Here is a 22,718-nt window from a genome sequence, read left to right on the forward strand (position 1 = left end):
CGCGGGGGGCGGCCGTAGCGTCGGAGAGGGGGACACGGCGGTGGCCCGCGCCCCCGGGGGAGGCGCGGGCCACCGGCCGTACGCGGCACGCTACTTGGCGAGTGTGAAGTGCAGGATGTCCTTCAGGAAGGGCATCTTCAGCAGCGGGTCGGGCTGGATCATCAGCGCGAGCAGCGAGATCACCAGGCCCAGGACGCCGTAGGTGGCGATGTCCGTGAAGCGGGAGCGGACGGCGAGCATGCCGACGCTCGGCAGCATCCAGCGCAGCACCGCGCCGGCCAGCAGGGCGGCGCCTATGAGGAGGGTGCCGATGCGGAGCACGTCGAGCGCGGTCAGCAGCAGGCCGAGGGCGACCGCCGACAGCACCACCAGCATGGGCCACTGACGGGCGGGCGCCGGGGCGTCGCCGGCCGCGGCCCGGCCGCCGCCCTCCGGCCGTGCGGTGTCCCTCGTGAACAGCGGGAAGCGGCGGGTGACGCGGCGCGGGCGCCCCTGCGCGTCCGGGGCGCTCACGGCGTCGCGCACGGTCGGTTCCGCCCGCCCGCGGGTGTCCTGCCCGCGCGTGTCCTGCCCGCGCGTGTCCTCAGCCGGCACTGCGCTCCGCCGCCTCGACCACGTTGACCAGCAGCTGCGCCCGGGTCATCGGGCCGACACCGCCGGGGTTCGGGGAGATCCAGCCGGCCACCTCGGTCACGTCCGGGTGGACGTCGCCGACGATCTTGCCCTCGGCGTTGCGGGAGACGCCGACGTCCAGGACGGCCGCGCCCGGCTTGACGTCCTCGGCGCGGATCAGGTGCGGGGAGCCGGCCGCCGCGATGACGATGTCGGCCCGCTTCAGGTGTGCCGAGAGGTCACGGGTGCCGGTGTGGCACTGGGTGACGGTGGCGTTCTCGCTGCGCCGGGTGAGCAGCAGCGGCATCGGGCGGCCGATGGTGACACCGCGGCCGACGACCACGACCTCGGCGCCCTTGATCTCCACGCCGTGGCGGCGGAGCAGGGTGAGGATGCCGTTGGGGGTGCAGGGCAGCGGGGCCGGCTCGTTCAGGACCAGGCGGCCGAGGTTCATCGGGTGCAGGCCGTCGGCGTCCTTGGCCGGGTCCATCAGTTCCAGGACGCGGTTCTCGTCGATGCCCTTGGGCAGCGGCAGCTGGACGATGTAACCGGTGCAGGCCGGGTCCTCGTTCAGCTCGCGGACGACCGCCTCGATCTCCTCCTGGGTCGCGGTGGCCGGCAGCTCGCGCTGGATGGAGGCGATGCCCACCTGGGCGCAGTCGCGGTGCTTGCCGGCGACGTACTTCTGGCTGCCGGGGTCGTCCCCGACCAGGATCGTGCCGAGGCCGGGCGTGACGCCCTTCTCCTTCAGCGCCGCCACGCGGGCGGTCAGATCGGACTTGATCTCGGCTGCGGTGGCCTTGCCATCGAGAATCTGGGCGGTCATGGTCCCATCCTCGCGGATGACCCGGCCCCGGTTCCAATCCGGGTGCCCCCCGATCCCACGGGGGGCGTCACAGCCGATGTCACAGCTTGATCAGCGATGTTGCACTTGCACAACACCTGACCCCTCCGGCTGGACAAGTAAGAGCCTGTTAAAGAACGATGAGCACACAGTGCCGCGGGCAGTGCCGGGGGGACGGACCGCATCTGTAGAACTTTCCTCCGAACCGTGCTGCGCGTCGTCCCCGCACGTGAGTAAACGGAGGAAGACCGCCATGAGCTTTGGCGACCCCAACAACCCCTACGGTGCGCCGCAGGGCCAGCAGCCCGGTTACCCGCCGCAGCAGCCGCAGGGACAGCCCGGCTACGGCTACCCCGCCGCCCCGCAGGGCCAGCCCGGTTACGGCTACCCGGCCGCCCCGCCGCTCGGGCAGCCCGGCTACGGCGTCCCGATGGAGATGCCCGGCCTGATGAAGACGGCGCGGGTGCTGCTGTTCGTCCTGGCCGGTTTCCAGCTCCTGTTCGGCCTGCTCGCGGGCGCCCTGATCGGCGCTGCCCAGGACGTGTCCAACGGGGTCGGCTCCGGCGACAGCACGGACGGCCTGGCCGGTCTCGGGTTCCTGGTCGTGGGTCTGCTGCTGGCGCTGGGCGCGCTGTCGATCTTCCTGGGCGTGAAGTTCAAGAACGGCGGCAACGGCATCCGTGTCACCACGATCGTCTACGCGGCGCTGATGATCCTCGGCGGCATCAGCAACATGGTGAGCGGCGGCAACGGTTCCGCCACCTTCGGCGGCCTGATCTCGCTGGCGATCGCCGGCATCATCCTCGCGTCGATGGTCACCGGCTCGGCCTCCGCCTGGTTCAACCGCCCGCGGTACTGAGCCGCCGGGGCGCACGCACACTCCAGGGCCGCGTTCCGTCCGTCCGGACGGGGTGCGGCCCGGTGTGTTCTCCGGGCCGGACGGCGGCGCTCACTGGTCGAGGTGGGCGAGGACGGCCAGGACCCGGCGGTTGTCGGTGTCGGCGGGGAGCAGACCGAGCTTGGTGAAGATGTTGCCGATGTGCTTGGCGACGGCCTTCTCGGTGACGTGCAGGGCCTGTGCGATACCCGCGTTGGAGCGGCCCTGGGCGACGAGTTCCAGGACCTCGCGTTCGCGGGGCGAGAGGCTGCCGACGGACGCGTCCCGCTCCTTGCGGGCCAGCAGCCGGGACACCACCTCCGGGTCCAGGGCGGTGCCGCCCGCGGCCACCCGCTCGATGGCGTCCAGGAACTGGGCGCCGTGGGTGACCCGGTCCTTGAGCAGGTAGCCGACGCCACGGCCGCCGGTGGCGAGCAGCTCACGGGCGTAGAGCGGTTCGACGTACTGGGAGAGCAGCAGGACCGGCAGCTCCGGGTTCCGCGCGCGGGCGGCGAGGACGGCGCGCAGCCCCTCGTCGGTGAAGTCGGGCGGGAGCCGGACGTCGACGACCGCGACGTCCGGCTGTTCCCGGCCCAGCGCGTCCAGCAGCCCGGTGCCGTCCTCCACGGCCGCCACCACCTCGTGGCCGTAGGCACCGAGCAGCCGGATCAGCCCGTCCCTCAGCAGGAAGTGGTCTTCGGCGAGGACAATACGCACGGAATCTCCATCGTCACGATCGTCGGTCCGCCCGCCGGGCTGCTCACGGCCAGCACGCCGTCGAAGGTGGCGAGCCGCCGTTCGACGCCCCGCAGGCCGGTGCCGCGGGCGGCGTCGGCGCCGCCGTGGCCGTCGTCGGTCACGGTCACGCGGAGCGCCCCGCCCTCGTGCCGCAGCTCGATCCAGGCCCGCCCGGCCCCCGCGTGCTTGCCGACGTTGGCGAGGATCTCCGACACGGCGAAGTAGGCGGCGGACTCCACGGGCATCTCGGGCCGACCCGGCAGGTCGGCCCGGACCTCGGTGCGGACCGGGCAGACCATGGCCAACGCCCGTACGGCGTCGGTCAGCCCGCGGTCGGCGAGCACCGGCGGGTGGATGCCGCGGACCAGGTCGCGCAGTTCCTCCAGGGCCGCCGAGGAGGACTGCCGGGCCTCGGCGAGCAGGCCGCGTACGGCCTCGGGGTCGGTCTCCAGCAGCCGCTCGGCCGCGTCCAGGGTCATGCCCATGGCCACGAGCCGGGCCTGGGCGCCGTCGTGCAGGTCGCGTTCGATCCGGCGGATCTCCGCCATCTGCGTGTCCACGGCGGCGGAACGGGTGGCGGCCAGATGCCGGATCCGCCCGGCCATCAGCTCGCTCTCGTCCGGCGCGAGCATCGCCCTGGTGTACAGGGCGTGCCGGCGGACGACCCGCGGGGCCGCCCACAGGGCGAGCGGCAGCTGGAGCAGGCCCAGGACGCCGGCGAGCACCGCCGTGGCCTGCCCCTCGACCGGGACGAACCCGTACCACAGGCCGTCCCACTCGGCGGACAGCCGCACCCCGAAGAAGGCGAGGAAGACACCCCACAGGCCGCTGAGGACCAGCGCGAGCGGGAGGAAGGCCAGCAGTCCGCCCGCGACCGGGTCCGTGAGCACCCAGACGTACTCCCGCCGGGTCTGCGGATCGCTCATGATCCAGCGGTAGCGGGCCACGGCCCCGGAGGCGCCCTGGGGCGCGGGCGGCAGCGGCCCGGGCGGCCCCGGGATCTCCACGCCCGTCCAGCGCCGGACGAGTTCGCGCTGCCGCGCGGCGAGCCCGCGCACCCCTTCCACGGCCCGCGGCACCAGGCCGAGGCCCGGGCCCATCAGGCCGATCGCGCCGCACACGGCGAGCGACCGGCCTAAGGCGGCGATCGACATCCCGTGCAGCGCCGACGCCCGGCGCAGACCGGTCAGTCCGGCGGCCACCGAGAATCCCCTGATCGCGTCCGGCGCCCTGAACCCGCCGAGCTGTGTCACGCGGTCGTCCATACGACTCGCTCCCCCCTGTCCGTACTCCTGCCCGGCCCCTCGTTCCGGTCCCTCATTGTGGCGGGGCGGGAGCCCGGAAGTCGGTGGGAAAAACTCCCCTCTTGGGGCGGGGCCGGGGCGGACCGCCGTACGCAAAGGCGTGGTCCCGCCCGTCGGAGGACGGGCGGGACCGTGCGGAGGCGGCGGGGCCGCTCGGCGGGATCAGTGGAAGAAGTGGCGCGTGCCCGTGAAGTACATGGTCACGCCCGCCTTCTTGGCGGCCTCCACGACCTGCTCGTCCCGGATCGAGCCGCCCGGCTGGACGATCGCCCGGACACCGGCGCCGATGAGGATCTCCGGGCCGTCGGGGAAGGGGAAGAAGGCGTCGGAGGCCGCGTAGGCGCCCCGGGCCCGCTCCTCGCCGGCCCGCTCGACGGCCAGCTTGCAGGAGTCGACGCGGTTGACCTGGCCCATGCCGACACCGACCGAGGCGCCGTCCTTGGCGAGCAGGATCGCGTTGGACTTCACCGCGCGGCAGGCCTTCCAGGCGAAGGCGAGCTGCCGGAGCTCGTCCGCGCTCAGCGCCTCACCGCTCGCCAGCGTCCAGTTGGCCGGGTCGTCGCCGTCGGCCTGGAGCCGGTCGGCGGCCTGGAGCAGCGCGCCGCCGTCGATCGGCTTGACCTCGACCGGGTGGGCCGGGGCGTCGGGGCAGCGCAGCACCCGGATGTTCTTCTTCTTGGTGAGGGCCTCCAGCGCGCCGTCCTCGTAGTCCGGGGCCACGATGACCTCGGTGAAGATCTCGGCGACCTGCTCGGCCATCTCCTTGCTGACCGGCCGGTTGACGGCGATCACACCGCCGTACGCGGAGACCGGGTCGCAGGCGTGCGCCTTGCGGTGCGCCTCGGCGACGTCCGCGCCGACGGCGATGCCGCAGGGGTTGGCGTGTTTGATGATCGCGACACAGGGCTCGTCGTGGTCGTACGCGGCACGGCGGGCGGCGTCCGTGTCCGTGTAGTTGTTGTACGACATCTCCTTGCCGTGCAGCTGCTCGGCGGCCGCGAGTCCGCCCTCGCCGGAGGTGTAGAGGGCGGCGGGCTGGTGCGGGTTCTCGCCGTAGCGCAGGGTGTGCGCCCGCTCCAGGGTGGTGCCGATGAACTCGGGGAACGCGGAGTCGTCGGCGGGGGCGTACGCGGAGGCGAACCAGGAGGCGACGGCGATGTCGTACTCGGCGGTGTGCCGGAAGGCCTCGGCGGCCAGGCGCTTGCGGGCGGCGAGGTCGAAGCCGCCGTCCTTCACCGCGGTGAGGACGTCGGCGTAGCGCTGCGGGCTGGTGACCACGGCGACGGACGGGTGGTTCTTGGCGGCGGCGCGGACCATCGAGGGGCCGCCGATGTCGATCTGCTCGACGCACTCGTCGGGCGAGGCACCGGAGGCGACCGTCTCCCGGAACGGGTAGAGGTTGACGACGACCAGGTCGAACGGCTCCACGCCCAGCTCCGCGAGCTGCTCGCGGTGGCTGTCCAGGCGCAGGTCGGCGAGGATGCCCGCGTGCACCTTCGGGTGCAGGGTCTTCACCCGGCCGTCCAGGCACTCGGGGAAGCCGGTCAGCTCCTCGACCTTGGTGACGGGGACGCCGGCGGCGGCGATCCGGCCGGCCGTGGACCCGGTGGAGACCAGCTCCACACCGGCCTCGTGCAGCCCGCGGGCCAGCTCCTCCAGCCCGGTCTTGTCGTAGACGCTGACGAGCGCGCGACGGATGGCCCGCTTGTTGCTCTCGGCGGTCACTGGATAACTACCTTTCGTCCCTCGATGCGATAGCCGTTGCGGGCGAGCCGCCCCACGACCTCTACGAGCAGCCTTCGCTCGACTTCCTTGATGCGCTCGTGCAGCGCGCTCTCGTCGTCCTCGTCCCGGACCTCGACCACGCCCTGCGCGATGATCGGGCCGGTGTCGACGCCGTCGTCAACGAAGTGGACGGTGCAGCCGGTGACCCTGGCGCCGTACGCGAGCGCGTCGCGGACGCCGTGGGCGCCGGGAAAGCTGGGGAGCAGGGCGGGGTGGGTGTTGACGAAGCGTCCGCCGAAGCGGGCCAGGAACTCCCTGCCCACGATCTTCATGAAGCCGGCGGAGACGACGAGGTCGGGCTGGTGGGCGGCCACGGCCCCGGCGAGCGCGGCGTCCCACTCCTCGCGGGAGCCGTGGTCCTTCACCTTGCACACGAAGGTGGTGATCCCGGCGCGCTCGGCGCGGGCCAGCCCCTCGATGCCGTCGCGGTCCGCGCCGACGGCCACGACCTGGGCGCCGTACGCCTCGGCGCCGACGGCGGCGATCTCGTCCAGGAGCGCCTGCAGATTGGTACCGGATCCGGAGACCAGCACGACGAGGCGCTTGACCGCTGGGCCAGGGGTGGTGGCGGCCACGATGGGGCCCTTTCTCGGGTTGCGATCCGTGCACGGCCGTCGCCGACCGGGCGGTTTGTACGGTCGTACGAATGCTTCGCGTCCCGGTATACGGGGAAGTCTACGAAGCGGCCGACCGCCAGCAACGATACCGGCACTCGGGAAGGGGCCCTCGGGACGGGTGTCCGGCCGGACGGTACCGTTCGCACGGAGTCACGAAGGAGCAGCCTCGGGAACGCGGTGGTCGTGCGGTGCGTTCACGGGGTGGAAGCTCATGACGGACCGCCGTAGTCACCTAGGGGAAGACGCTCTTTTGATGCCCGATCGCAGCCTGCGACTCCTCACGTTCCCGCCGCGCCCGGCCCAGGGGGGCGAGGGTGGCGCACCCCTGCTGCGGGAGCGCCCGGCCTCACCGCCGACGGACTCCTCCCGGGGCGGCTCCGGCGGGGGTTCCGGGACGGGCGGTTCGGGTGGTGCCGGGCGGGACGGCTCCGGGAGCGGTGGTCAGCGGCAGGACGACCACCGCGACAATCCGTTCGCACCGCCGCCGGAGGGTGCCCCGGACCGTCCGTGGCAGCCGCGCCGTCCCGGGGGTGCGGGGCAGGGGCAGGGCCGGGGTCCTGGGTACGGGCCGGGTCCGGGGTACGGCGCTGGGCCCGGGCAGTGGCACGGCCAGGGACAGGGACACGGCCAGGGGCAGGGACCCGGTCAGGGGCAGGGCCAGGGACACGGGCCGGGGCACGGTGGCCCACAGTGGCCGGGCGACGGGCAGGGGCACGACGGCGGTCCGTGGCCCGGCAACGGGCAGGGGGCCGGTGACGGCCAGGGACCGGGTGGCGGCTCTCCCTGGGGCGGTCAGTGGAGTGACCAGCAGCCCGGGCGCTCCCCCGGCGGCTTCGGTGAGCGGCCGGGCGGTGGCCCGCAGGGGCCCGGCGGACCGGCCGGCCCCGGCATGCGCTGGGACCCGACGGACCCGGCCCAGCGCCGCGCGCGGTACGCCCTGCTCTCCGGCATGTGGGCGGTCTTCTTCGCCCTGTTCAGCTGGCCCTACGTAGCGCTGCTCCTGGGCGCGCTCGCCCTGTACTGGGGCAGCAGCGCACTGCGTGCCAAGCCGCGCCGGACGGCCCCGGACGCCCCGGCGGCCCCGCCCGGCAGGCCCCAGACGACGGCGGCTGTCAGCGGCCTGGTCACGGCGTCCCTGGCCCTGGTCCTGGTGGCGTCGACGTTCACCGTCCAGCTCGTCTACCGCGACTACTACACCTGTGTGGACGACGCCCTCACCCACGAGGCCAAGCAGTCCTGCGAGACCCTGCTGCCGCGGCAGCTGCGCGGCGTGCTGGGCGTCGAGAACGGCTGAGGTCTCTCACTCACCGGAGTCCGGGCGCGGATCCGGGCCGGGGTGCGGGCCCGGATCCGTGTCCGGGCCCGGGGTCGCGTTCGCTCCCGCGCCGGGCCGAGGCTCGGTGGCCGCCGCCTCCTTCAGGGCCGCCCAGCGGGAGGCCCGGGCGACGTCGTCGTGCCAGCCGACGGGGAACGGCTCGGTGGACGAGGCCGGGAAGGGCGCCGGGAACGAGGACGGGAACGCGTCCTCGGCGGGGAGTGCCTCGTACGGCTCCTCCTCGGCCGCCTCCGCCGCACCGCCCGCGGCCCCCGCCCGGGCGGGCGTACCCCCCTTGTCGGCGCTCCTGCTCCTCCCCCACAGCGAGACCCTGGACGCGTTCCCGCCGTCGGCCGGCTCCGCGTCCGGCGCCGTGGCCGCCCCCGCTCCGGTGCCTTCCCGCTCTCCCGCCCGGGCCGGCTCCCCGGCTGCCGGCGTCCCGGCCGCCGACTCTCCTGCCGGCGCCTCGGCAGACGCCCCCTCAGCAGACGGAGCCTCCGCAGCCGGCGACTTCGCGGGCGGCGACTTGGCGGGCGACGGCTCCGCGGACGACGGCGTCTCCTCCGCGGTTTTAGCCGCTTCCGTAGCCGCCGACGGTGCCGAAGGTGCCTTGACCGCTGCCGCCGCCGTCGGCCGTGCCGCCGCCTTTCCGCCCCGGGTCCCCTTCGGGGCCGCCGCCCCACCCGCCGTCTCGGTGCCCTGCGCCGGGATGCCGTCGGGGTGCCGGCGCCGGCCGCGCAGCCGCCAGGCCCGTGCCCCCAGTGCCGCCGGCAGCGCGAAGACCAGCGTCCAGGCCCCGGCCGCGCCCCCGGTCCGCCACCACAGCGGGCCGAGGCGGGCCAGCGCGGCCACGCCCAGCGGGCCCCCCGCCAGCTCGGCGAGCAGGGCGAGGGCCGCCGCGCTGAACAGTGCCGTCAGCAGCACCACCCCGGCGGTCCGGCCGGCCGACCAGCGGGCCCGCGCCGGCGCGCCGGACTCCCGCCGTACGGCCGCCCGCGCCACGAACCACCCCGCCGTCGTCCCGGCCACCGCCGGGATCACGCCCGCCGCCCAGTTCTGGGGCGTCCCGGCACCCGGATCCGGTACCGCGGCCAGCAGCGGGAACGGCGGCAGCAGCGGCGCGGGGTCGGAGGCGAGCGGGTCGACCAGGTGCCCGGCGCCGAGGAGGAAACCGGGGCCCAGCGCGTAGGACGCGGCCCAGACCGCGGCGTTGGGGACCAGGGCGATGCCGAGCAGCAGCACCGCGAACCGTCCCGTCCAGCCCTCGGTCAGTTGCAGGAAGGACGCCCGCGCCGGCTCGCCGTGCCACACCAGGGACACCCCGACCAGCAGCGCGCCGCCCCCGAACAGCACCGTCGTCGCGGCACCGGCGGCACGTACGGCCGCACCCAGCCGGGCCCGCGCGTCCGTGCCGAACAGCAGCCGCCGCACCGGACCCGGCAGCGTCCCCAGCACGCGGCGCAGGGGCTGGTGCGGACGGCCGTGCGCCGACCAGGTCCCGGCGCCGGCCGCGCTCGCCGCGAGGAGGGGAAGACACACCGTCACCCCGGCCCACTGCGGGCGCAGTTCGCCGCCGGAGCAGTACAGCGTCGCGGCGGCACCCACACCCAGATAGCCGAGGACCACGCCCGTCCACGCGGTGCGCGCCCGTACCGGCGGGGGGCCGTCCGGTTCGGCCGACGGCTCGGTGGCGTCCCGCGCCGCCCGGTACACCAGCCACAACGGCAGGGTGAGCAGCAGCAGCGGGGTGACGCCGACGGGCATCGGCACGCCGGAGAGCGTGTCGGTGCGGACCAGTTCCACGCCGTGCGCCAGCAGCCACAGGGCGGCGGCGATGTGCAGCGCCCCGTCCGGTCCGCTGTCCGGGTACGGCGAGCTGACCCACAGCATCATCACGAGCACCGCGAAGGAGCCGAGGCCCAGTCCGGCCGCGACGGCGCCGCCCAGCAGGCTCGCGCCGAGGCCGGGCGAACGGTCGCGCATCCGGGAGAGCAGGGGCGGGGGCGACGAGCGGCGAGCGGTCATCTGGATCACGCACGCCATGCTCCCAACGACACGCGCTTTCCCGTCGTAACAGGCGAACCCCCGCTGTGTCGCTCAATATACGTTTATGTTCTTTTTCGTACGGAAGGGTGCATGGTGACGACGACACAGAGCCCCGAGCCGACGGCCCCTCAGCAATGCTCGGAACTGGTGAGCCTGACGCCCGCTCAGGCCTTCGACGCGCTGTACGCGTTCTGCGCCCCCGCCCTCGTACGGCAGACCTATCTGCTCACCGGGCGCCGGGAACTGGCCCGCGAGTCCGTGGAGCAGGCCTTCCAGCTGGCCTGGCAGCGCTGGCCGGAGGTGGCCCGGGACCGGGACCCGGCCGGCTGGGTACGGGCGGTGGCGTACGACTGCGCCCTCTCCCCCTGGCACCGCTTCCGCCCCCGCTACCGGTCCCCGGAGCCCCCGCCCGCCGACCCGGCCCACCGGGAACTGCTGCACACCCTGCTCGGGCTGCCGGCCCCGTACCGGCGCACGCTCGTCCTGTACGACGGGGTGGGGCTCGACCTGCCGGAGACGGCGGCGGAGACGGAGGCGAGCACCCCGGCCGCCGCGAACCGGCTGACCCACGCCCGCGAGGCGGTGGCCGCGCGGCTGCCGGAACTGGCCGACCCCGCCGAGCTGCACCGCCGGCTGCGCGAACTGGCCTCGGCGGAGCACCTGCGCGCGGCCGGGCCGACGCTGGTGCGCACCGGGTCCGAACGCCGGAACGTCTTCTGGACCCGGGCCGCCATCGCCTTCACCGTCACGATCATCGGCGCGACGGCCCTCACGCTGCGCACGGCGCCGACCCGCTACGAGGCCCCGGTGGCCCCGGCCCAGGCGGTGCAGGGGGTCCCGCCACCGGCCGGCCTGGGACCGCTGTCCCAGGCGGAGCTGGCCCTGCGCGCCAAGCTGCACCGCTCGGAGTCGAGCGGCCCGGAGCGGGTGTTTCCAGAGGGGCGGTGAGGGGGGCGGGCGCGGTGCGGGTGCGGGCGTGGTGAGCACGGGGTCCCGGAACGCCGGTAGGCCCGCCCCGGCGAAGGGGACGGGCCTACCCGTGACAACAGGACCGGTCTGCCGACGGCGAGCCGCGACGCTCAGCCGGCAGGGCCCCGGCGTTCCGGCGTCAGGCGCCGCGCCTCGGACGCTCGGGCGCGCGGACGCTCAGGCGTCGGTCCTCAGGCGCTCAGGATCTCGCGGGCGAGCTTGGCCGTCTCGGTCGGCGTCTTGCCGACCTTGACGCCGGCGGCCTCCAGGGCCTCCTTCTTGGCCTGGGCGGTGCCGGAGGAGCCGGAGACGATGGCGCCGGCGTGGCCCATGGTCTTGCCCTCGGGCGCGGTGAAGCCCGCGACGTAGCCGACGACCGGCTTGGTCACGTTCTCCTTGATGAACGCGGCCGCGCGCTCCTCGGCGTCGCCGCCGATCTCACCGATCATGACGATCAGGTCGGTGTCGGGGTCGTCCTGGAACGCGGCCAGGGCGTCGATGTGCGTGGTGCCGATGATCGGGTCGCCACCGATGCCGACGGCGGTGGAGAAGCCGATGTCGCGCAGCTCGTACATCATCTGGTACGTCAGCGTGCCGGACTTCGACACCAGGCCGATGCGGCCCGGCTTGGTGATGTCGCCCGGGATGATGCCGACGTTCGACTGGCCCGGGGTGATGATGCCGGGGCAGTTCGGGCCGATGATCCGGGTCTTGTTGCCCTTCTTGCCGGCGTACGACCAGAAGGCGGCCGTGTCGTGCACGGCGATGCCCTCGGTGATCACGACGGCCAGCGGGATCTCGGCGTCGATGGCCTCGACGACCGCGTCCTTGGTGAACTTCTCCGGTACGAAGATGACGGAGACGTTGGCGCCGGTGGCCTCGATGGCCTCCTTGACGGTCCCGAAGACGGGTACCTCGGTGCCGTCGAAGTCCACGGTCTGACCCGCCTTGCGCGGGTTCACGCCGCCCACGACGTTCGTGCCGTCACCGAGCATGAGCTTGGTGTGCTTCATGCCGGTGGCACCGGTCATGCCCTGGACGATGACCTTGCTGTCCTTGTTGAGCCAGATAGCCATGGTGTGTTGTGTCCTCGTCCTGAGTGCTTACTTGGCGGCGTGGGCCAGCTCGGCGGCCTTGTCGGCCGCGCCGTCCATGGTGTCGACGCGCTGCACCAGCGGGTGGTTGGCGTCGGTGAGGATCTTGCGGCCCAGCTCGGCGTTGTTGCCGTCGAGGCGGACGACGAGCGGCTTCTCGACCTTCTCGCCGCGGTCCTCCAGGAGCTTCAGGGCCTGGACGATGCCGTTGGCGACCTCGTCGCAGGCGGTGATGCCGCCGAAGACGTTGACGAAGACGGACTTGACGTCCGGGTCGCCCAGGATGATCTCCAGGCCGTTCGCCATCACCTGGGCGGAGGCACCGCCGCCGATGTCCAGGAAGTTGGCGGGCTTCACGCCGCCGTGGTTCTCACCGGCGTAGGCGACGACGTCCAGGGTGCTCATGACGAGACCGGCGCCGTTGCCGATGATGCCGACCTCGCCGTCGAGCTTGACGTAGTTGAGGCCCTTCTCCTTGGCGGCCGCCTCGAGCGGGTTGGCGGCGGCCTTGTCGTGGAGCTCCTCGTACTCGGGGTGGCGGAACTCGGCGTTGTCGTCCAGCGACACCTTGCCGTCGAGGGCGATGACCTCGCCGGAGGCGACCTTCGCGAGCGGGTTGACCTCGACCAGGAGGGCGTCCGACTTGATGAAGGTGTCCCACAGCTTGACCAGGACGTTGACGACCTTGTCCGCGACCTCGGCCGGGAACTTGGCGGCCTCGACGATCTCGCGGGCCTTGGCCTCGTCCACACCGTCGATCGGGTCGATCGCGGTCTTGGCGACGGCCTCCGGACGGGTGGCCGCCACCTCCTCGATCTCCATGCCGCCCTCGACGGAGGCGATGGAGAGGAAGGTGCGGTTCGCCCGGTCGAGGAGGAAGGAGACGTAGTACTCCTCGAGGATCTCCGGAGCGGTCTCGGCGATCATGACCTTGTGGACCGTGTGGCCCTTGATGTCCATGCCGAGGATGTCCGTCGCGCGGGCGACGGCCTCGTCCGCGGAGGCGGCCAGCTTGACGCCACCGGCCTTGCCGCGACCACCGACCTTCACCTGCGCCTTGACGACGGACTTGCCGCCCAGACGCTCGGTGATCTCGCGCGCCGCCTCAGGCGTGTCGATGACTTCACCGGCCAGCACCGGTACATCGTGCTTGGCGAAGAGGTCCCTCGCCTGGTACTCGAACAGGTCCACGCGCTTCCGTCCCTATCAGTGATCTCGCGGTTCGTTGGATGCGTGGGCGTGCCGCGAAGGGCAACGTGACGTCCGCTTGTCACAAGGGAGGCGCACACGGTGTCCGAGCGCGCGGCATGTCCGTCTCGCAGGTTATCGCCGCTTGCGGGGGCTCCCTAAATCGAGGGTCACACGTGAGCGGTGATACCTGTCACATGATGCCGGGTTCCCTGGCACAGAGTGCCGTCCTATGGGTCCGGTACGGGCGGTGTGCGAGGCCTCACCGGGCTGGGGTCGACCCGGTGAGACCCCCCTGGCGGCCCCGGTCGGCCGGGGCCCGGGGGCGTTTGATCCCCACCCCAATGGGGACCACGCGCCCCGTCCGCGCGGCTCCGCCCGGACGGGCCGACGGCTTCCGGCCGCCCGGGGCCGGGCGCCCCGCGGAGCTGTTCCGGGCGCTCGGCCCGGCTGCCCACCGGGTGCCCGCGCGGCGCCGGTTCCACTCACGCCGTGTCGGGCACGGGCAGCGGCCGTTTCTCCAGCGCGGCGGCCATCACCTCCGGGAACAGGTCGGGTGTGCAGGCGAAGGCCGGTGCGCCGAGCGCGGCCAGCGCGGCCGCGTGCTCGCGGTCGTAGGCGGGCGCCCCCTCGTCCGACAGCGCCAGCAGCGCCACGAACTGCACCCCGGACGCCTTCATCGCCGTGACCCGCTTGAGCATCTCGTGGCGGATGCCGCCCTCGTAGAGGTCGCTGATCAGCACGACGACGGTCTCGGCCGGCCGGGTGATCTGCGCCTGGCAGTAGGCGAGCGCCCGGTTGATGTCCGTACCGCCGCCGAGCTGGGTCCCGAAGAGCACGTCGACGGGGTCGTCCAGCTGGTCGGTGAGGTCGACGACCGCCGTGTCGAAGACGACCAGCCGGGTGCTGATCGACCGCATCGAGGCGAGGACCGCGCCGAACACGGACGCGTACACCACGGACGCCGCCATCGACCCGGACTGGTCGACGCAGAGCACGACCTCCTTCTTCACCGACCGCGCGGCCCGCCCGTAGCCGATGAGCCGTTCCGGTACGACCGTGCGGTGCTCGGGGAGGTAGTGCTTGAGGTTGGCCGCGATGGTGCGGTTCCAGTCGATGTCGTGGTGGCGCGGGCGGGTGACGCGGGCACTGCGGTCCAGGGCGCCGGTGAGCGTGGCCCGGGTGCGGGTGGCGAGCCGCTTCTCCAGGTCCTCGACCACCTTGCGCACGACCGCGCGGGCCGTCTCCTTCGTCGTCTCCGGCATCGCCTTGTGCAGCGAGAGGAGCGTGCCGACCAGGTGCACGTCGGCCTCCACCGCCTCCAGCATCTCCGGCTCCAGCAGCAGGGAGGCGAGGCCGAGGCGGTCGATGGCGTCGCGCTGCATGACCTGGACGACCGAGGAGGGGAAGTAGGTGCGGATGTCGCCGAGCCAGCGCGCCACGGACGGCGCCGAGGCACCGAGCCCCGCGGACCGGTCCCGGCCCGCCTGCGGTCTGTCGCTCCTGCCGTAGAGCGCGGCCAGTGTGCCGTCCATCGCCGCGTCCCGGCCGGACAGCGCGCACCCGGTGCCGTCGGCCTGGTCCCCGCCGAGCACCAGCCGCCACCGCCGGAGACGCTCCCGCGCGGGGTCGGTGGCGCCGGTCGTGCCGGCGGAGTCCCTGGTGCCGGTGGTCTCCGGTCCGTGTGTCATGTGCCCACCCCCGCGAGGCAGTCGCCGTGTGCCGTCCTGTGCGTCGCCTCGCGCGCCGCTGCGTGTGCCGCCTCGTGTGTCGTGTCGTGTGGTGTCGCGTACGCCGCTTCCCGTACCTCGTACGCCGCTTCCTGTGCCGTCCCGTGGCCCGCGTCCAGGCCGAGCAGCAGCCGCAGCACCGGCAGGACGGCGTCGGCGCGCCCGGTGTCCGGTTCGGCGGCGAAGCCGGGGACGGTGGCCGCGGGGGCGGCGGCCCCGCCGGGCCGCTCCCCCGGTCCGCGCCGGATCAGCTCGCCGAGGGTTCTGCGCACCCCCGGCTCGTACGCCGCGAAGGTGCGCCGCAGCAGGGGCAGTACGTCCGTGAAGGCCTCGGCCGGCACCCCGGTCAGCCAGCCGTCGAGCAGACCGAGCAGCCGTTCGTCGTGCACCAGCAGCAGTCCGCCCCCGCCGCCGGCGAACCCCTCGACCCAGGCGGCGGCAGCGGCGGGCGGCGTGCCCGGCGACAGCGCCAGTCCCATCAGCCGGGCCGCCTCCTCGGGCGGCAGCGCCCCCTCGTCCAGCAGCAACCGCACGGCTCTTCCCCGGATCACCCCCGGTGCGTTCTCCCGCACCGCCAGCGCCCGCAGCACACCCCGCCAACGCTCCCGCAGTCCTCCTCGCGCGGTGCAGGGACCGTGCCCCTGGCGGGCCTTCCCGTCCGCCGCCGGACCTCTCCCGGCTCCGATCCCCGGTGCCGGGCCGCCGCCACCGTCTTCCGCGGAGAGCCGGGCCTCGCCCTCGCCCGTCCCGGCCCCCTCCGTGGAGGCACCGGCGCCGCTCCCGGTGTCTCCCCCCACCCCGTCGGCACCGGCCGGTCCCCCTTCCGCCGGCACCTCCGCGCCCTCGCCTCCGTCGCTCGCGGACGCACCGGCAGCACCCGCGTCGCCCCGCGTCGACGCACCGGCGGCCGCCCGCCCGCCGCCCGCCGACGCCCCCGCCAAGCTCTCCGCCAGCAGCCCCACCGCCGTGTGGACGGCGTCCACATGACCGCGCATCTCCTCCGCCGCGTCCGCGTCCAGAGCGACGCAGGCGGGAGGCAGGCCGACGAAGACGCGTTCGGCGAGGCCCGCCGCGACCCCGGCCAGCGCGCGGGTGTCGGTTCCGCGCACGTCGCCGTAGCGCAGGGAGCGGACCAGGGCGGGCAGCGCCTGGGCGAGGTGGCCGACGTCGGTGTCCAGGGCCGCCCGGTCGGCGAGCACCCGCATGACCACGGGCAGCGCGTCCGTCAGACCGGCCAGCAGGCACTGCTCGGCGAGCGCGGTCACGTCGGCCAGGGCGCGTGCCGCCGCCGCGTCGGCCTCCGCCTTGGCCTGTGCCGCCGCCTGTACGGTCGTCCCCCACACGCCCGCCTCGGCGACCCGCACGGACAGCTCCGGCTCCCAGCGCAGCCGCCAGGTCTCCCGGAAGGTGCCCGTGCTCCCCCGGGACCGGGCCGGCTCCCCCCAGCCGACGCCGAGCAGCCTGAGCCGGTGCAGCAGCCTGCTGCGGCCGGCGTCGGTGTCCCCGCGCAGGTCCAGCTCCAGCTCGCGCTCCGGTGCCTCGGGCTTGAGCCGGAGCGAGCGCTGCTGCCGGGCCAGGTCGCGCTGCAACGGCACCGCGGGCGCGGACTCCGGGACCTCGCCGAGGACATCACCGACCACCAGCCGGTCGTGCACCAGCGCCAGGGGCACGTCCGAGCCCTCGCACAGCACCGCGCGCACCGCGTCCATGGTCTCGCCGAGGCCGGGCAGCGGGCGCCCCCGCAGCACCGCCAGGGTCTCCGCGAGCCGGACGGCCTCGATGACGTGCGCCGAGGACACGATCCGGTCCTCCTCGCGCAGCAGCCCGGCCACCTTGGTCAGCCAGCGCTCGACCGGCCGGTCCGGGGCCCGGAACAGGTGCCCGTACCAGCCCGGCGAGTCGATGCCCGCGCCGTATCCGCCGGCCCGGGCCAGCCTGCGGTGCGTCCACGGCACCCAGGTCAGATCGGTCCTGACCTTGGGCAGGCCCCGCAGCAGCGCCCGGTCGGCGGTGACCTTGGTCCTCTCGCGCAGCGCGGGCACGTGCCAGGCGCCGCACACCACGGCCACGGTGTCCCCGAACTCCTTGCGCGCCTCGCGCAGCCGGAGCCGCATGTACGCCTCGCGGACGAGGTCCCGGTCGCGTCCGCCGGCGCCGTGACGCTCGCGCAGCGCGGCCATCGCGTCCGCCACCGCGGCGAACGGCGCGAAGGGATCGAAGGTGCCGCCGGCGCCCGGCCCCCGGTGCTCGACGACGTCCTCCCACCAGCGCTCGGGGTCGTCGTACCCGGCGGTCTCGGCGAGCACGGCGAGCGGGTCGACACGGACCGCCTCCTCCCCGTCGCCCCTCTCCTCGGCCCCGTGGTTCCCGCCGCCCTCGCTGCTTCCGCTCTCGCCGTCCCCGTCGGCCGACGCCGGCGTGTCCCCCTCCCACGCGAGCGTGTGCGCGGCCGGCAGGTCGATGAAGCGGGCCGGGACACCCCGCTCCACGGCCCAGCGGACGGCGACCCACTCGGGGCTGAACTCGGCGAACGGCCAGAAGGCCGAGCGGCCGGGCTCGTCCACGGCGTGGGCGAGCAGGGCGACAGGGGGCCTGAGGCCCGGGTCGGCGGCCAGCGGGATCAGCGGGTCGGCCTCCGGCGGGCCCTCGATCAGCACGGCGGCCGGACGGGCGGCCTCCAGCGCGGCCCGCACCGCGCGTGCGGAGCCGGGCCCGTGGTGCCGTACGCCGAGCAGCAGCGGCCCGGAGGCGTACGCCGTGCTCCCGTCGGTGCCGGTCATGCGCTCACCTCGCGGCAGGCGCGGTAGAAGTCGGTCCAGCCCTCGCGCTCGCGGACGACGGTCTCCAGGTACTCCTGCCAGACGACCCGGTCGGCCGCGGGGTCCCGGACGACGGCGCCGAGGATGCCGGCGGCGACGTCTCCCGGCCGCAGCACGCCGTCGCCGAAGTGCGCGGCGAGCGCGAGGCCGCCCGTGACGACGGAGATCGCCTCCGCCGTGGACAGGGTGCCGCTGGGGGACTTCACCTTCGTACGGCCGTCGGCGGTGACGCCGTCGCGCAGCTCGCGGAAGACGGTGACGACCCGTCGGATCTCCTCGATGCCGTCGGGCGCGGCCGGCAGGTCGAGGGAGCGGCCGAGCTGCTCGACCCGGCGGGTGACGATGTCGACCTCGGCGTCGGCGCTCTCCGGCAGGGGCAGCACCACGGTGTTGAAGCGGCGGCGCAGTGCGCTGGAGAGGTCGTTGACCCCGCGGTCGCGGTCGTTGGCGGTGGCGATGAGGTTGAAGCCGCGGACCGCCTGGACCTCCTCGCCCAGTTCGGGGACGGGCAGGGTCTTCTCGGACAGGATGGTGATCAGCGTGTCCTGCACATCGGCCGGGATGCGGGTCAGCTCCTCCACCCGGGCCGTCATGCCCTCGGCCATGGCCCGCATGACGGGGCTGGGCACCAGGGCGTCGCGGCTCGGGCCGTGGGCGAGCAGCTGCGCGTAGTTCCAGCCGTACCGGATCGCCTCCTCCGGGGTGCCGGCCGTGCCCTGCACCAGCAGGGTCGAGTCGCCGCTGACGGCGGCGGCCAGGTGTTCGGACACCCACGTCTTGGCGGTGCCGGGCACGCCGAGCAGGAGCAGGGCGCGGTCGGTGGCGAGCGTGGTGACGGCGACCTCCACGATGCGGCGCGGGCCGACGTACTTGGGTGTGATCACCGTGCCGTCCGGCAGGGTGCCGCCGAGCAGGTACGTCGCCACCGCCCACGGCGACAGTTTCCAGCGGGCGGGGCGCGGGCGGTCGTCCTGCGCGGCGAGCGCGGCGAGTTCGGCCGCGAAGGCGTCCTCGGCGTGCGGTCGCAGCGCCTGCGCGGTCTCGTCGCGGTCGGGTGCGGCGGTCGTCGGTTCCACGGACACAGACATGGCTGAGGCCCCCTCCAGCTCGGCCGGTTCGGATCTGTCACCCACCGTGCACCACGCCACTGACAATCGCTCTGACCTGCACGAACGCGCTCGCCGGGCCGATTGTCAGTGCCGGGACCTACCGTCGGTGGCATGACTGAGCAGGGGGTGCGCTGGAGCGCGGACCAGGTGCTGGCACTGGCGCCTGACGCCGCGTCACGCAAGGCGGGGAGCAGACTCGGCGCGGCCGGACCGTGGTCCGGGACCGGGTGCGGACAGGGGGCGGTGTGGGGGCTGTGCAAGGGCAGTGGCAGCAGGCCGTACCGGACGGTGGTGGACCTGTCCGACGCGGCCGGGCCGGCGTACCGGTGCGGTTGCCCGAGCCGTAAGTTCCCGTGCAAGCACGCGCTCGGGCTGCTCCTGCTGTGGGCGGGGGACGAGGGCGTGGTGCCGGCCGGCGCGCAACCACCGGACTGGGCCGGGCAGTGGCTCGCGGACCGGCGCGGACGCGTCGAGGCGAGGAAGGCGCGGGCCGAGGGGGGTCCGGCCGCCGCGCCCGCCGATCCGGAGGCGGCCCGGCGCCGGGCCGAGCGCCGGGCCGAGCGGGTCACGGCGGGCGCGAGCGAGCTGGAGCAGCGCCTGTCGGACCTGCTGCGCGGCGGCCTGGCCGCGGCCGAACAGGCGGGGTACGGCCTGTGGGAGGAGACGGCGGCCCGCATGGTCGACGCCCAGGCGCCGGGGCTGGCCGCGCGGGTGCGGGAACTGGGGGCGGTCCCGGCGTCCGGCCCCGGCTGGCCGGCCCGGCTGCTGGAGGAGTGCGCGCTGCTGCACCTGCTCGACCAGGGCTGGCTGCGCCGGGACCGGCTGCCCGAGGCCCTCGCGGCCACGGTCCGCTCCCGGCTCGGTCTGCCCGCCGCCCCGGACGGTCCGCCGGTGCGAGACCGCTGGCTGGTCCTCGCCCAGTACGACACGGCGGACACGAAACTGACGACGCGCCGGATATGGCTGCACGGCGCCGCGTCCGGCGGGACCCGGCTGCTGCTGTCGTACGGAGCGGCGGGCCGGGCGCCCGAGCTGTCCCTGCCGGTCGGCCTCGCCCTCGACGCGGAACTGACGGCGTATCCGGGTTCCGGCCGGTCCCGTGCGGCCCTGGGCGAGCGGTTCGCCCCGCCGGCCCCGGCCGCGTTCCGCCCGCCGGGCGTGAACTCCGCCCAGGCGGTGGCGCGGTACGGCGAAGCCCTTCGGGAGGACCCGTGGCTGGACGCGGTCCCGGTCACCCTGGGCCGGGTGATACCGGTCCCCGACGGCGACCGGTGGCAGCTGGCCGACGCGGACACGGACACGGCCCTGCCGCTGAGCCGGACCGCCCGGACCCGGCCCGGCCTGTGGCGGCTGGTCGCCCTGTCCGGCGGCGCCCCCGTCACGGTCTTCGGCGAGTGCGGCCACCGCGGCTTCACCCCGCTCACTGCCTGGCCGGAGGGGGCGGGCGAGGCGGTGCCGCTGTGCTGACCGGCCGAACGGACAGTCACGCGTACCCGGGGAAAGGCGAAGGGATGAACGGGGCACCGACCGACGGCGACACCACAGCGCCGGAAGGCTCCTGGGAGGAGTTGGTCACCACCGCGCTCCTCGGCACCGACCGGCGTCCCCCCGCCGGGGCCGCGCCCGGCCGCCCGGCCCCGGTGGCGCTGCTCGACGCGGCTGCCGTGGCGACCGTGCGACGGCGGGCCGGACTGCGGCCCGCACGGGCGGCACGGCGGCCCGAGCGGGCGCCCGCCGACCCCCGCCCGCCTCTGCCCGCGCGGGCGGCACGGCGGCTCGCCACCCTGCTGACCGACCGCTCCGGGGCCGGGTCCGGCGGCCGGCGGGGCGGCTCACCCGACCTGATGGAGCTGCTCCCGCAGTGGCTCGCGGCGGCCAACGCGCACGGGTACGCGGCACCCCCGCAGGTGCTGCCCGCGCTGCTGGACGCGGCCCGGGGCCGTACGGACCTGCGCCCCGCGGCACTGGCGTTCGGGGGCCCGCGCGCGCTGTGGCTGGCCCGGCTGAACCCGGACTGGCGGTTCGCCCTGCGCGCGGCTCCCGGCGGCGGTGCCGCGCTGCCCGATCCGGAGGACGCCGGGGCGGTGCGCCGGCTGTGGCAGGAGGGGCTGTTCGCCGAGCGGGCGGCACTGCTGGGCGCGCTGCGCGCCCGTACGCCCGCGCTGGGCCGCGAACTGCTGGCGTCGACCTGGGCGACGGAGCGGGCGGAGGACCGGCTGATGTTCCTCGACTCGCTGCGCGCGGGTCTGTCGCGGGCGGACGAGCCCTTCCTGGAACAGGCCTTGGGCGACCGCAGCCGCAACGTCCGGGCGACGGCCGCGGAACTGCTGTCGGCGCTGCCGGACTCCGCGCTCGCCGCACGGATGGCCGTACGGGCCACCGCGTGCGTGGCCCTGGACCGCACCGGGGACACGCCGGCGATCGCGGTGGAGGCGCCGCTCGAATGCGACCCCGGCATGGAGCGGGACGGTGTGGTGGCCGCCCCGCCCGCGGGCCGCGGGGAACGGTCGTGGTGGCTGGGGCAGTTGGTGGAGGCCGCTCCGCTCGGCACCTGGCCGGGACGGCTGGGCGGGCGGACGGCCGAGGAGATCGTGGCGCTGCCGGTGGCGGACGGCTGGCAGGCTGAACTGCACGCCGCCTGGTGCCGGGCGGCGGTACGGCAGCGGGACGCCGCGTGGTCGCGGGCACTGCTCGGCTCGCCGTCGGCGCCGGAGGCCGGCGGCCCGGGCGCGGTGTCCCTCGCGGACCGGGCGAAGCTGCTGGCCGCGCTCGATCCGGCCGAACGGGCCTCCTGGGTCGCCGGATTCATCGCGCGGCACGGCCTGTCGGAGGCGTTCCAACTGCTCGGGGTGTGCGCGGTCCCCTGGGCTCCGCAGTTGGGACAGGCGGTCGTGGACGCCCTGAACATCGCGCGTGACGCGGGCAGTTACCCGTGGAGCTTCAGCGGGGTGATGGGGCTGGCCGAGCGCTGCCTGGACCCGGCGGACGCGGTCCGGCTGGAGGCGCTGCTGGCGCTGCCCGACGAGCCGGAGGACGCCGCTCCGGGGGCCGGCGGTTACTGGGCGGAGGCGTTCCAGCGGCTGGTGACGACGCTGCGGCTGCGGGCGGCGATGACCCGGGAACTCGCCCCGTCCGCACCGCCCACCGAACAGGCGGAAGGGACCGCTCAGCCGCCGGACGCGGCCGGCTGACGGACGTTCTCCCGGACCCAGTCCACGATCGACGTGGTCGTCGCCCCCGGGGTGAACAGCTCCGCGACGCCCTTCTCCTTCAGCGGCGGGATGTCCTCCTCCGGGATGATGCCGCCGCCGAAGACGAGGATGTCCTCGGCCTCGCGCTCCTTGAGGAGGTCGATGACCGCGGCGAACAGCGTGTTGTGGGCGCCGGAGAGGATGGACAGGCCGATCGCGTCGGCGTCCTCCTGGATGGCGGTGTCGACGATCTGCTCCGGGGTCTGGTGGAGCCCGGTGTAGATGACCTCCATGCCGGCGTCGCGCAGGGCACGCGCGATCACCTTGGCCCCACGATCGTGGCCGTCGAGCCCCGGCTTGGCGACTACCACGCGGATCGGACCGGCTGCCACACCCATCACTGCCTCCATCAAGCGACCCCGGAAGCGATCGGCTTCCGTCCGTACCGACAAGTACCGCACTTTTGGCGCGTTCCGCCAC

18 protein-coding genes are annotated in these 22,718 nt (G+C 74.7%); 5 read left to right on the forward strand and 13 right to left on the reverse strand.

Features of this window, described 5'->3' with window-relative positions:
* Nucleotides 1-90 precede the first annotated feature (90 nt).
* Together ACZ4VF_RS18225 and ACZ4VF_RS18230 are read right to left on the reverse strand one after the other, a co-directional pair.
* Nucleotides 91-594 carry a DUF3017 domain-containing protein gene (locus tag ACZ4VF_RS18225; RefSeq protein ID WP_467927004.1) on the reverse strand — a complete coding sequence of 168 codons (504 nt, stop codon included), beginning with the start codon at nt 592-594 and terminating at the stop codon, nt 91-93.
* Nucleotides 584-1,438, reverse strand: a complete 855-nt coding sequence (locus ACZ4VF_RS18230; RefSeq protein WP_189298337.1) for a bifunctional methylenetetrahydrofolate dehydrogenase/methenyltetrahydrofolate cyclohydrolase — start codon at nt 1,436-1,438, stop codon at nt 584-586. The genes ACZ4VF_RS18225 and ACZ4VF_RS18230 overlap by 11 nt, the downstream gene beginning before the upstream one ends.
* A 271-nt stretch (nt 1,439-1,709) precedes the next feature.
* Here ACZ4VF_RS18230 and ACZ4VF_RS18235 point away from each other — a divergent pair, with 271 nt between their 5' ends.
* Nucleotides 1,710-2,315 carry a hypothetical protein gene (locus tag ACZ4VF_RS18235; RefSeq protein ID WP_467927005.1) on the forward strand — a complete coding sequence of 202 codons (606 nt, stop codon included), beginning with the start codon at nt 1,710-1,712 and terminating at the stop codon, nt 2,313-2,315.
* Between the two features lie 90 nt (nt 2,316-2,405).
* Here the strand turns inward: ACZ4VF_RS18235 and ACZ4VF_RS18240 are convergent, their stop codons facing one another.
* The 4 genes from ACZ4VF_RS18240 to purN all read right to left on the reverse strand — a co-directional run bounded on the left by ACZ4VF_RS18240 (nt 2,406) and on the right by purN (nt 6,735).
* Nucleotides 2,406-3,050 carry a LuxR C-terminal-related transcriptional regulator gene (locus tag ACZ4VF_RS18240; RefSeq protein ID WP_467927006.1) on the reverse strand — a complete coding sequence of 215 codons (645 nt, stop codon included), beginning with the start codon at nt 3,048-3,050 and terminating at the stop codon, nt 2,406-2,408.
* Nucleotides 3,014-4,336 carry a sensor histidine kinase gene (locus tag ACZ4VF_RS18245; protein WP_467927008.1) on the reverse strand — a complete coding sequence of 441 codons (1,323 nt, stop codon included), beginning with the start codon at nt 4,334-4,336 and terminating at the stop codon, nt 3,014-3,016. Before ACZ4VF_RS18245 ends, ACZ4VF_RS18240 begins: the two co-directional genes overlap by 37 nt.
* Before the next feature lie 201 nt (nt 4,337-4,537).
* Nucleotides 4,538-6,100: a bifunctional phosphoribosylaminoimidazolecarboxamide formyltransferase/IMP cyclohydrolase gene (purH, locus tag ACZ4VF_RS18250; protein WP_467927009.1), complete on the reverse strand. Its 1,563-nt coding sequence runs from the start codon at nt 6,098-6,100 to the stop codon at nt 4,538-4,540.
* Nucleotides 6,097-6,735: a phosphoribosylglycinamide formyltransferase gene (gene purN, locus ACZ4VF_RS18255; RefSeq protein WP_467927011.1), complete on the reverse strand. Its 639-nt coding sequence runs from the start codon at nt 6,733-6,735 to the stop codon at nt 6,097-6,099. Before purN ends, purH begins: the two co-directional genes overlap by 4 nt.
* A gap of 295 nt (nt 6,736-7,030) precedes the next feature.
* On the opposite strand from purN, the gene ACZ4VF_RS18260 reads away from it, so the two are divergent.
* Nucleotides 7,031-8,071 carry a hypothetical protein gene (locus ACZ4VF_RS18260; RefSeq protein WP_467927012.1) on the forward strand — a complete coding sequence of 347 codons (1,041 nt, stop codon included), beginning with the start codon at nt 7,031-7,033 and terminating at the stop codon, nt 8,069-8,071.
* A gap of 6 nt (nt 8,072-8,077) precedes the next feature.
* Here ACZ4VF_RS18260 and ACZ4VF_RS18265 read toward each other — a convergent pair whose 3' ends face one another.
* Nucleotides 8,078-10,117 (reverse strand): cell division protein PerM, encoded by a 2,040-nt coding sequence (locus tag ACZ4VF_RS18265; protein WP_467927374.1) that lies wholly within the window; start codon nt 10,115-10,117, stop codon nt 8,078-8,080.
* 111 nt (nt 10,118-10,228) lie between these two features.
* Between ACZ4VF_RS18265 and ACZ4VF_RS18270 the strand changes: the two genes are divergently transcribed.
* Nucleotides 10,229-11,086: a SigE family RNA polymerase sigma factor gene (locus ACZ4VF_RS18270; RefSeq protein ID WP_467927013.1), complete on the forward strand. Its 858-nt coding sequence runs from the start codon at nt 10,229-10,231 to the stop codon at nt 11,084-11,086.
* A gap of 212 nt (nt 11,087-11,298) precedes the next feature.
* Here the strand turns inward: ACZ4VF_RS18270 and sucD are convergent, their stop codons facing one another.
* The 5 genes from sucD to ACZ4VF_RS18295 form a co-directional block, all read right to left on the reverse strand.
* Nucleotides 11,299-12,183 carry a succinate--CoA ligase subunit alpha gene (gene sucD / locus ACZ4VF_RS18275; protein WP_201832127.1) on the reverse strand — a complete coding sequence of 295 codons (885 nt, stop codon included), beginning with the start codon at nt 12,181-12,183 and terminating at the stop codon, nt 11,299-11,301.
* 27 nt (nt 12,184-12,210) lie between these two features.
* Nucleotides 12,211-13,392 (reverse strand): ADP-forming succinate--CoA ligase subunit beta, encoded by a 1,182-nt coding sequence (sucC, locus tag ACZ4VF_RS18280; protein ID WP_467927015.1) that lies wholly within the window; start codon nt 13,390-13,392, stop codon nt 12,211-12,213.
* 482 nt (nt 13,393-13,874) lie between these two features.
* Nucleotides 13,875-15,080: a VWA domain-containing protein gene (locus tag ACZ4VF_RS18285; RefSeq protein ID WP_467927016.1), complete on the reverse strand. Its 1,206-nt coding sequence runs from the start codon at nt 15,078-15,080 to the stop codon at nt 13,875-13,877.
* On the reverse strand, nt 15,077-17,899 hold the full coding sequence (locus tag ACZ4VF_RS18290; RefSeq protein ID WP_467927017.1) for a DUF5682 family protein: 2,823 nt from the start codon (nt 17,897-17,899) through the stop codon (nt 15,077-15,079). The genes ACZ4VF_RS18285 and ACZ4VF_RS18290 overlap by 4 nt, the downstream gene beginning before the upstream one ends.
* Entirely contained in the window at nt 17,896-19,026 is a 1,131-nt protein-coding gene (locus ACZ4VF_RS18295) for an ATP-binding protein (RefSeq protein ID WP_467927018.1), read from the reverse strand. The genes ACZ4VF_RS18290 and ACZ4VF_RS18295 overlap by 4 nt, the downstream gene beginning before the upstream one ends.
* A 132-nt stretch (nt 19,027-19,158) precedes the next feature.
* Between ACZ4VF_RS18295 and ACZ4VF_RS18300 the strand changes: the two genes are divergently transcribed.
* Entirely contained in the window at nt 19,159-20,514 is a 1,356-nt protein-coding gene (locus ACZ4VF_RS18300; RefSeq protein ID WP_467927020.1) for an SWIM zinc finger family protein, read from the forward strand.
* A 44-nt stretch (nt 20,515-20,558) separates the two neighbouring features.
* A complete protein-coding gene (locus ACZ4VF_RS18305) occupies nt 20,559-22,238 on the forward strand; it encodes a DUF5691 domain-containing protein (RefSeq protein ID WP_467927021.1) in 1,680 nt (559 codons plus the stop codon).
* Here the strand turns inward: ACZ4VF_RS18305 and ACZ4VF_RS18310 are convergent.
* Nucleotides 22,214-22,636, reverse strand: coding sequence for a cobalamin B12-binding domain-containing protein (locus ACZ4VF_RS18310; RefSeq protein WP_467927022.1), 423 nt, complete (start codon nt 22,634-22,636; stop codon nt 22,214-22,216). The genes ACZ4VF_RS18305 and ACZ4VF_RS18310 overlap by 25 nt on opposite strands.
* Between the last annotated feature and the right edge of the window lie 82 nt (nt 22,637-22,718).

The sequence above is a fragment of the Streptomyces sp. NPDC029151 genome (genome assembly GCF_055564315.1).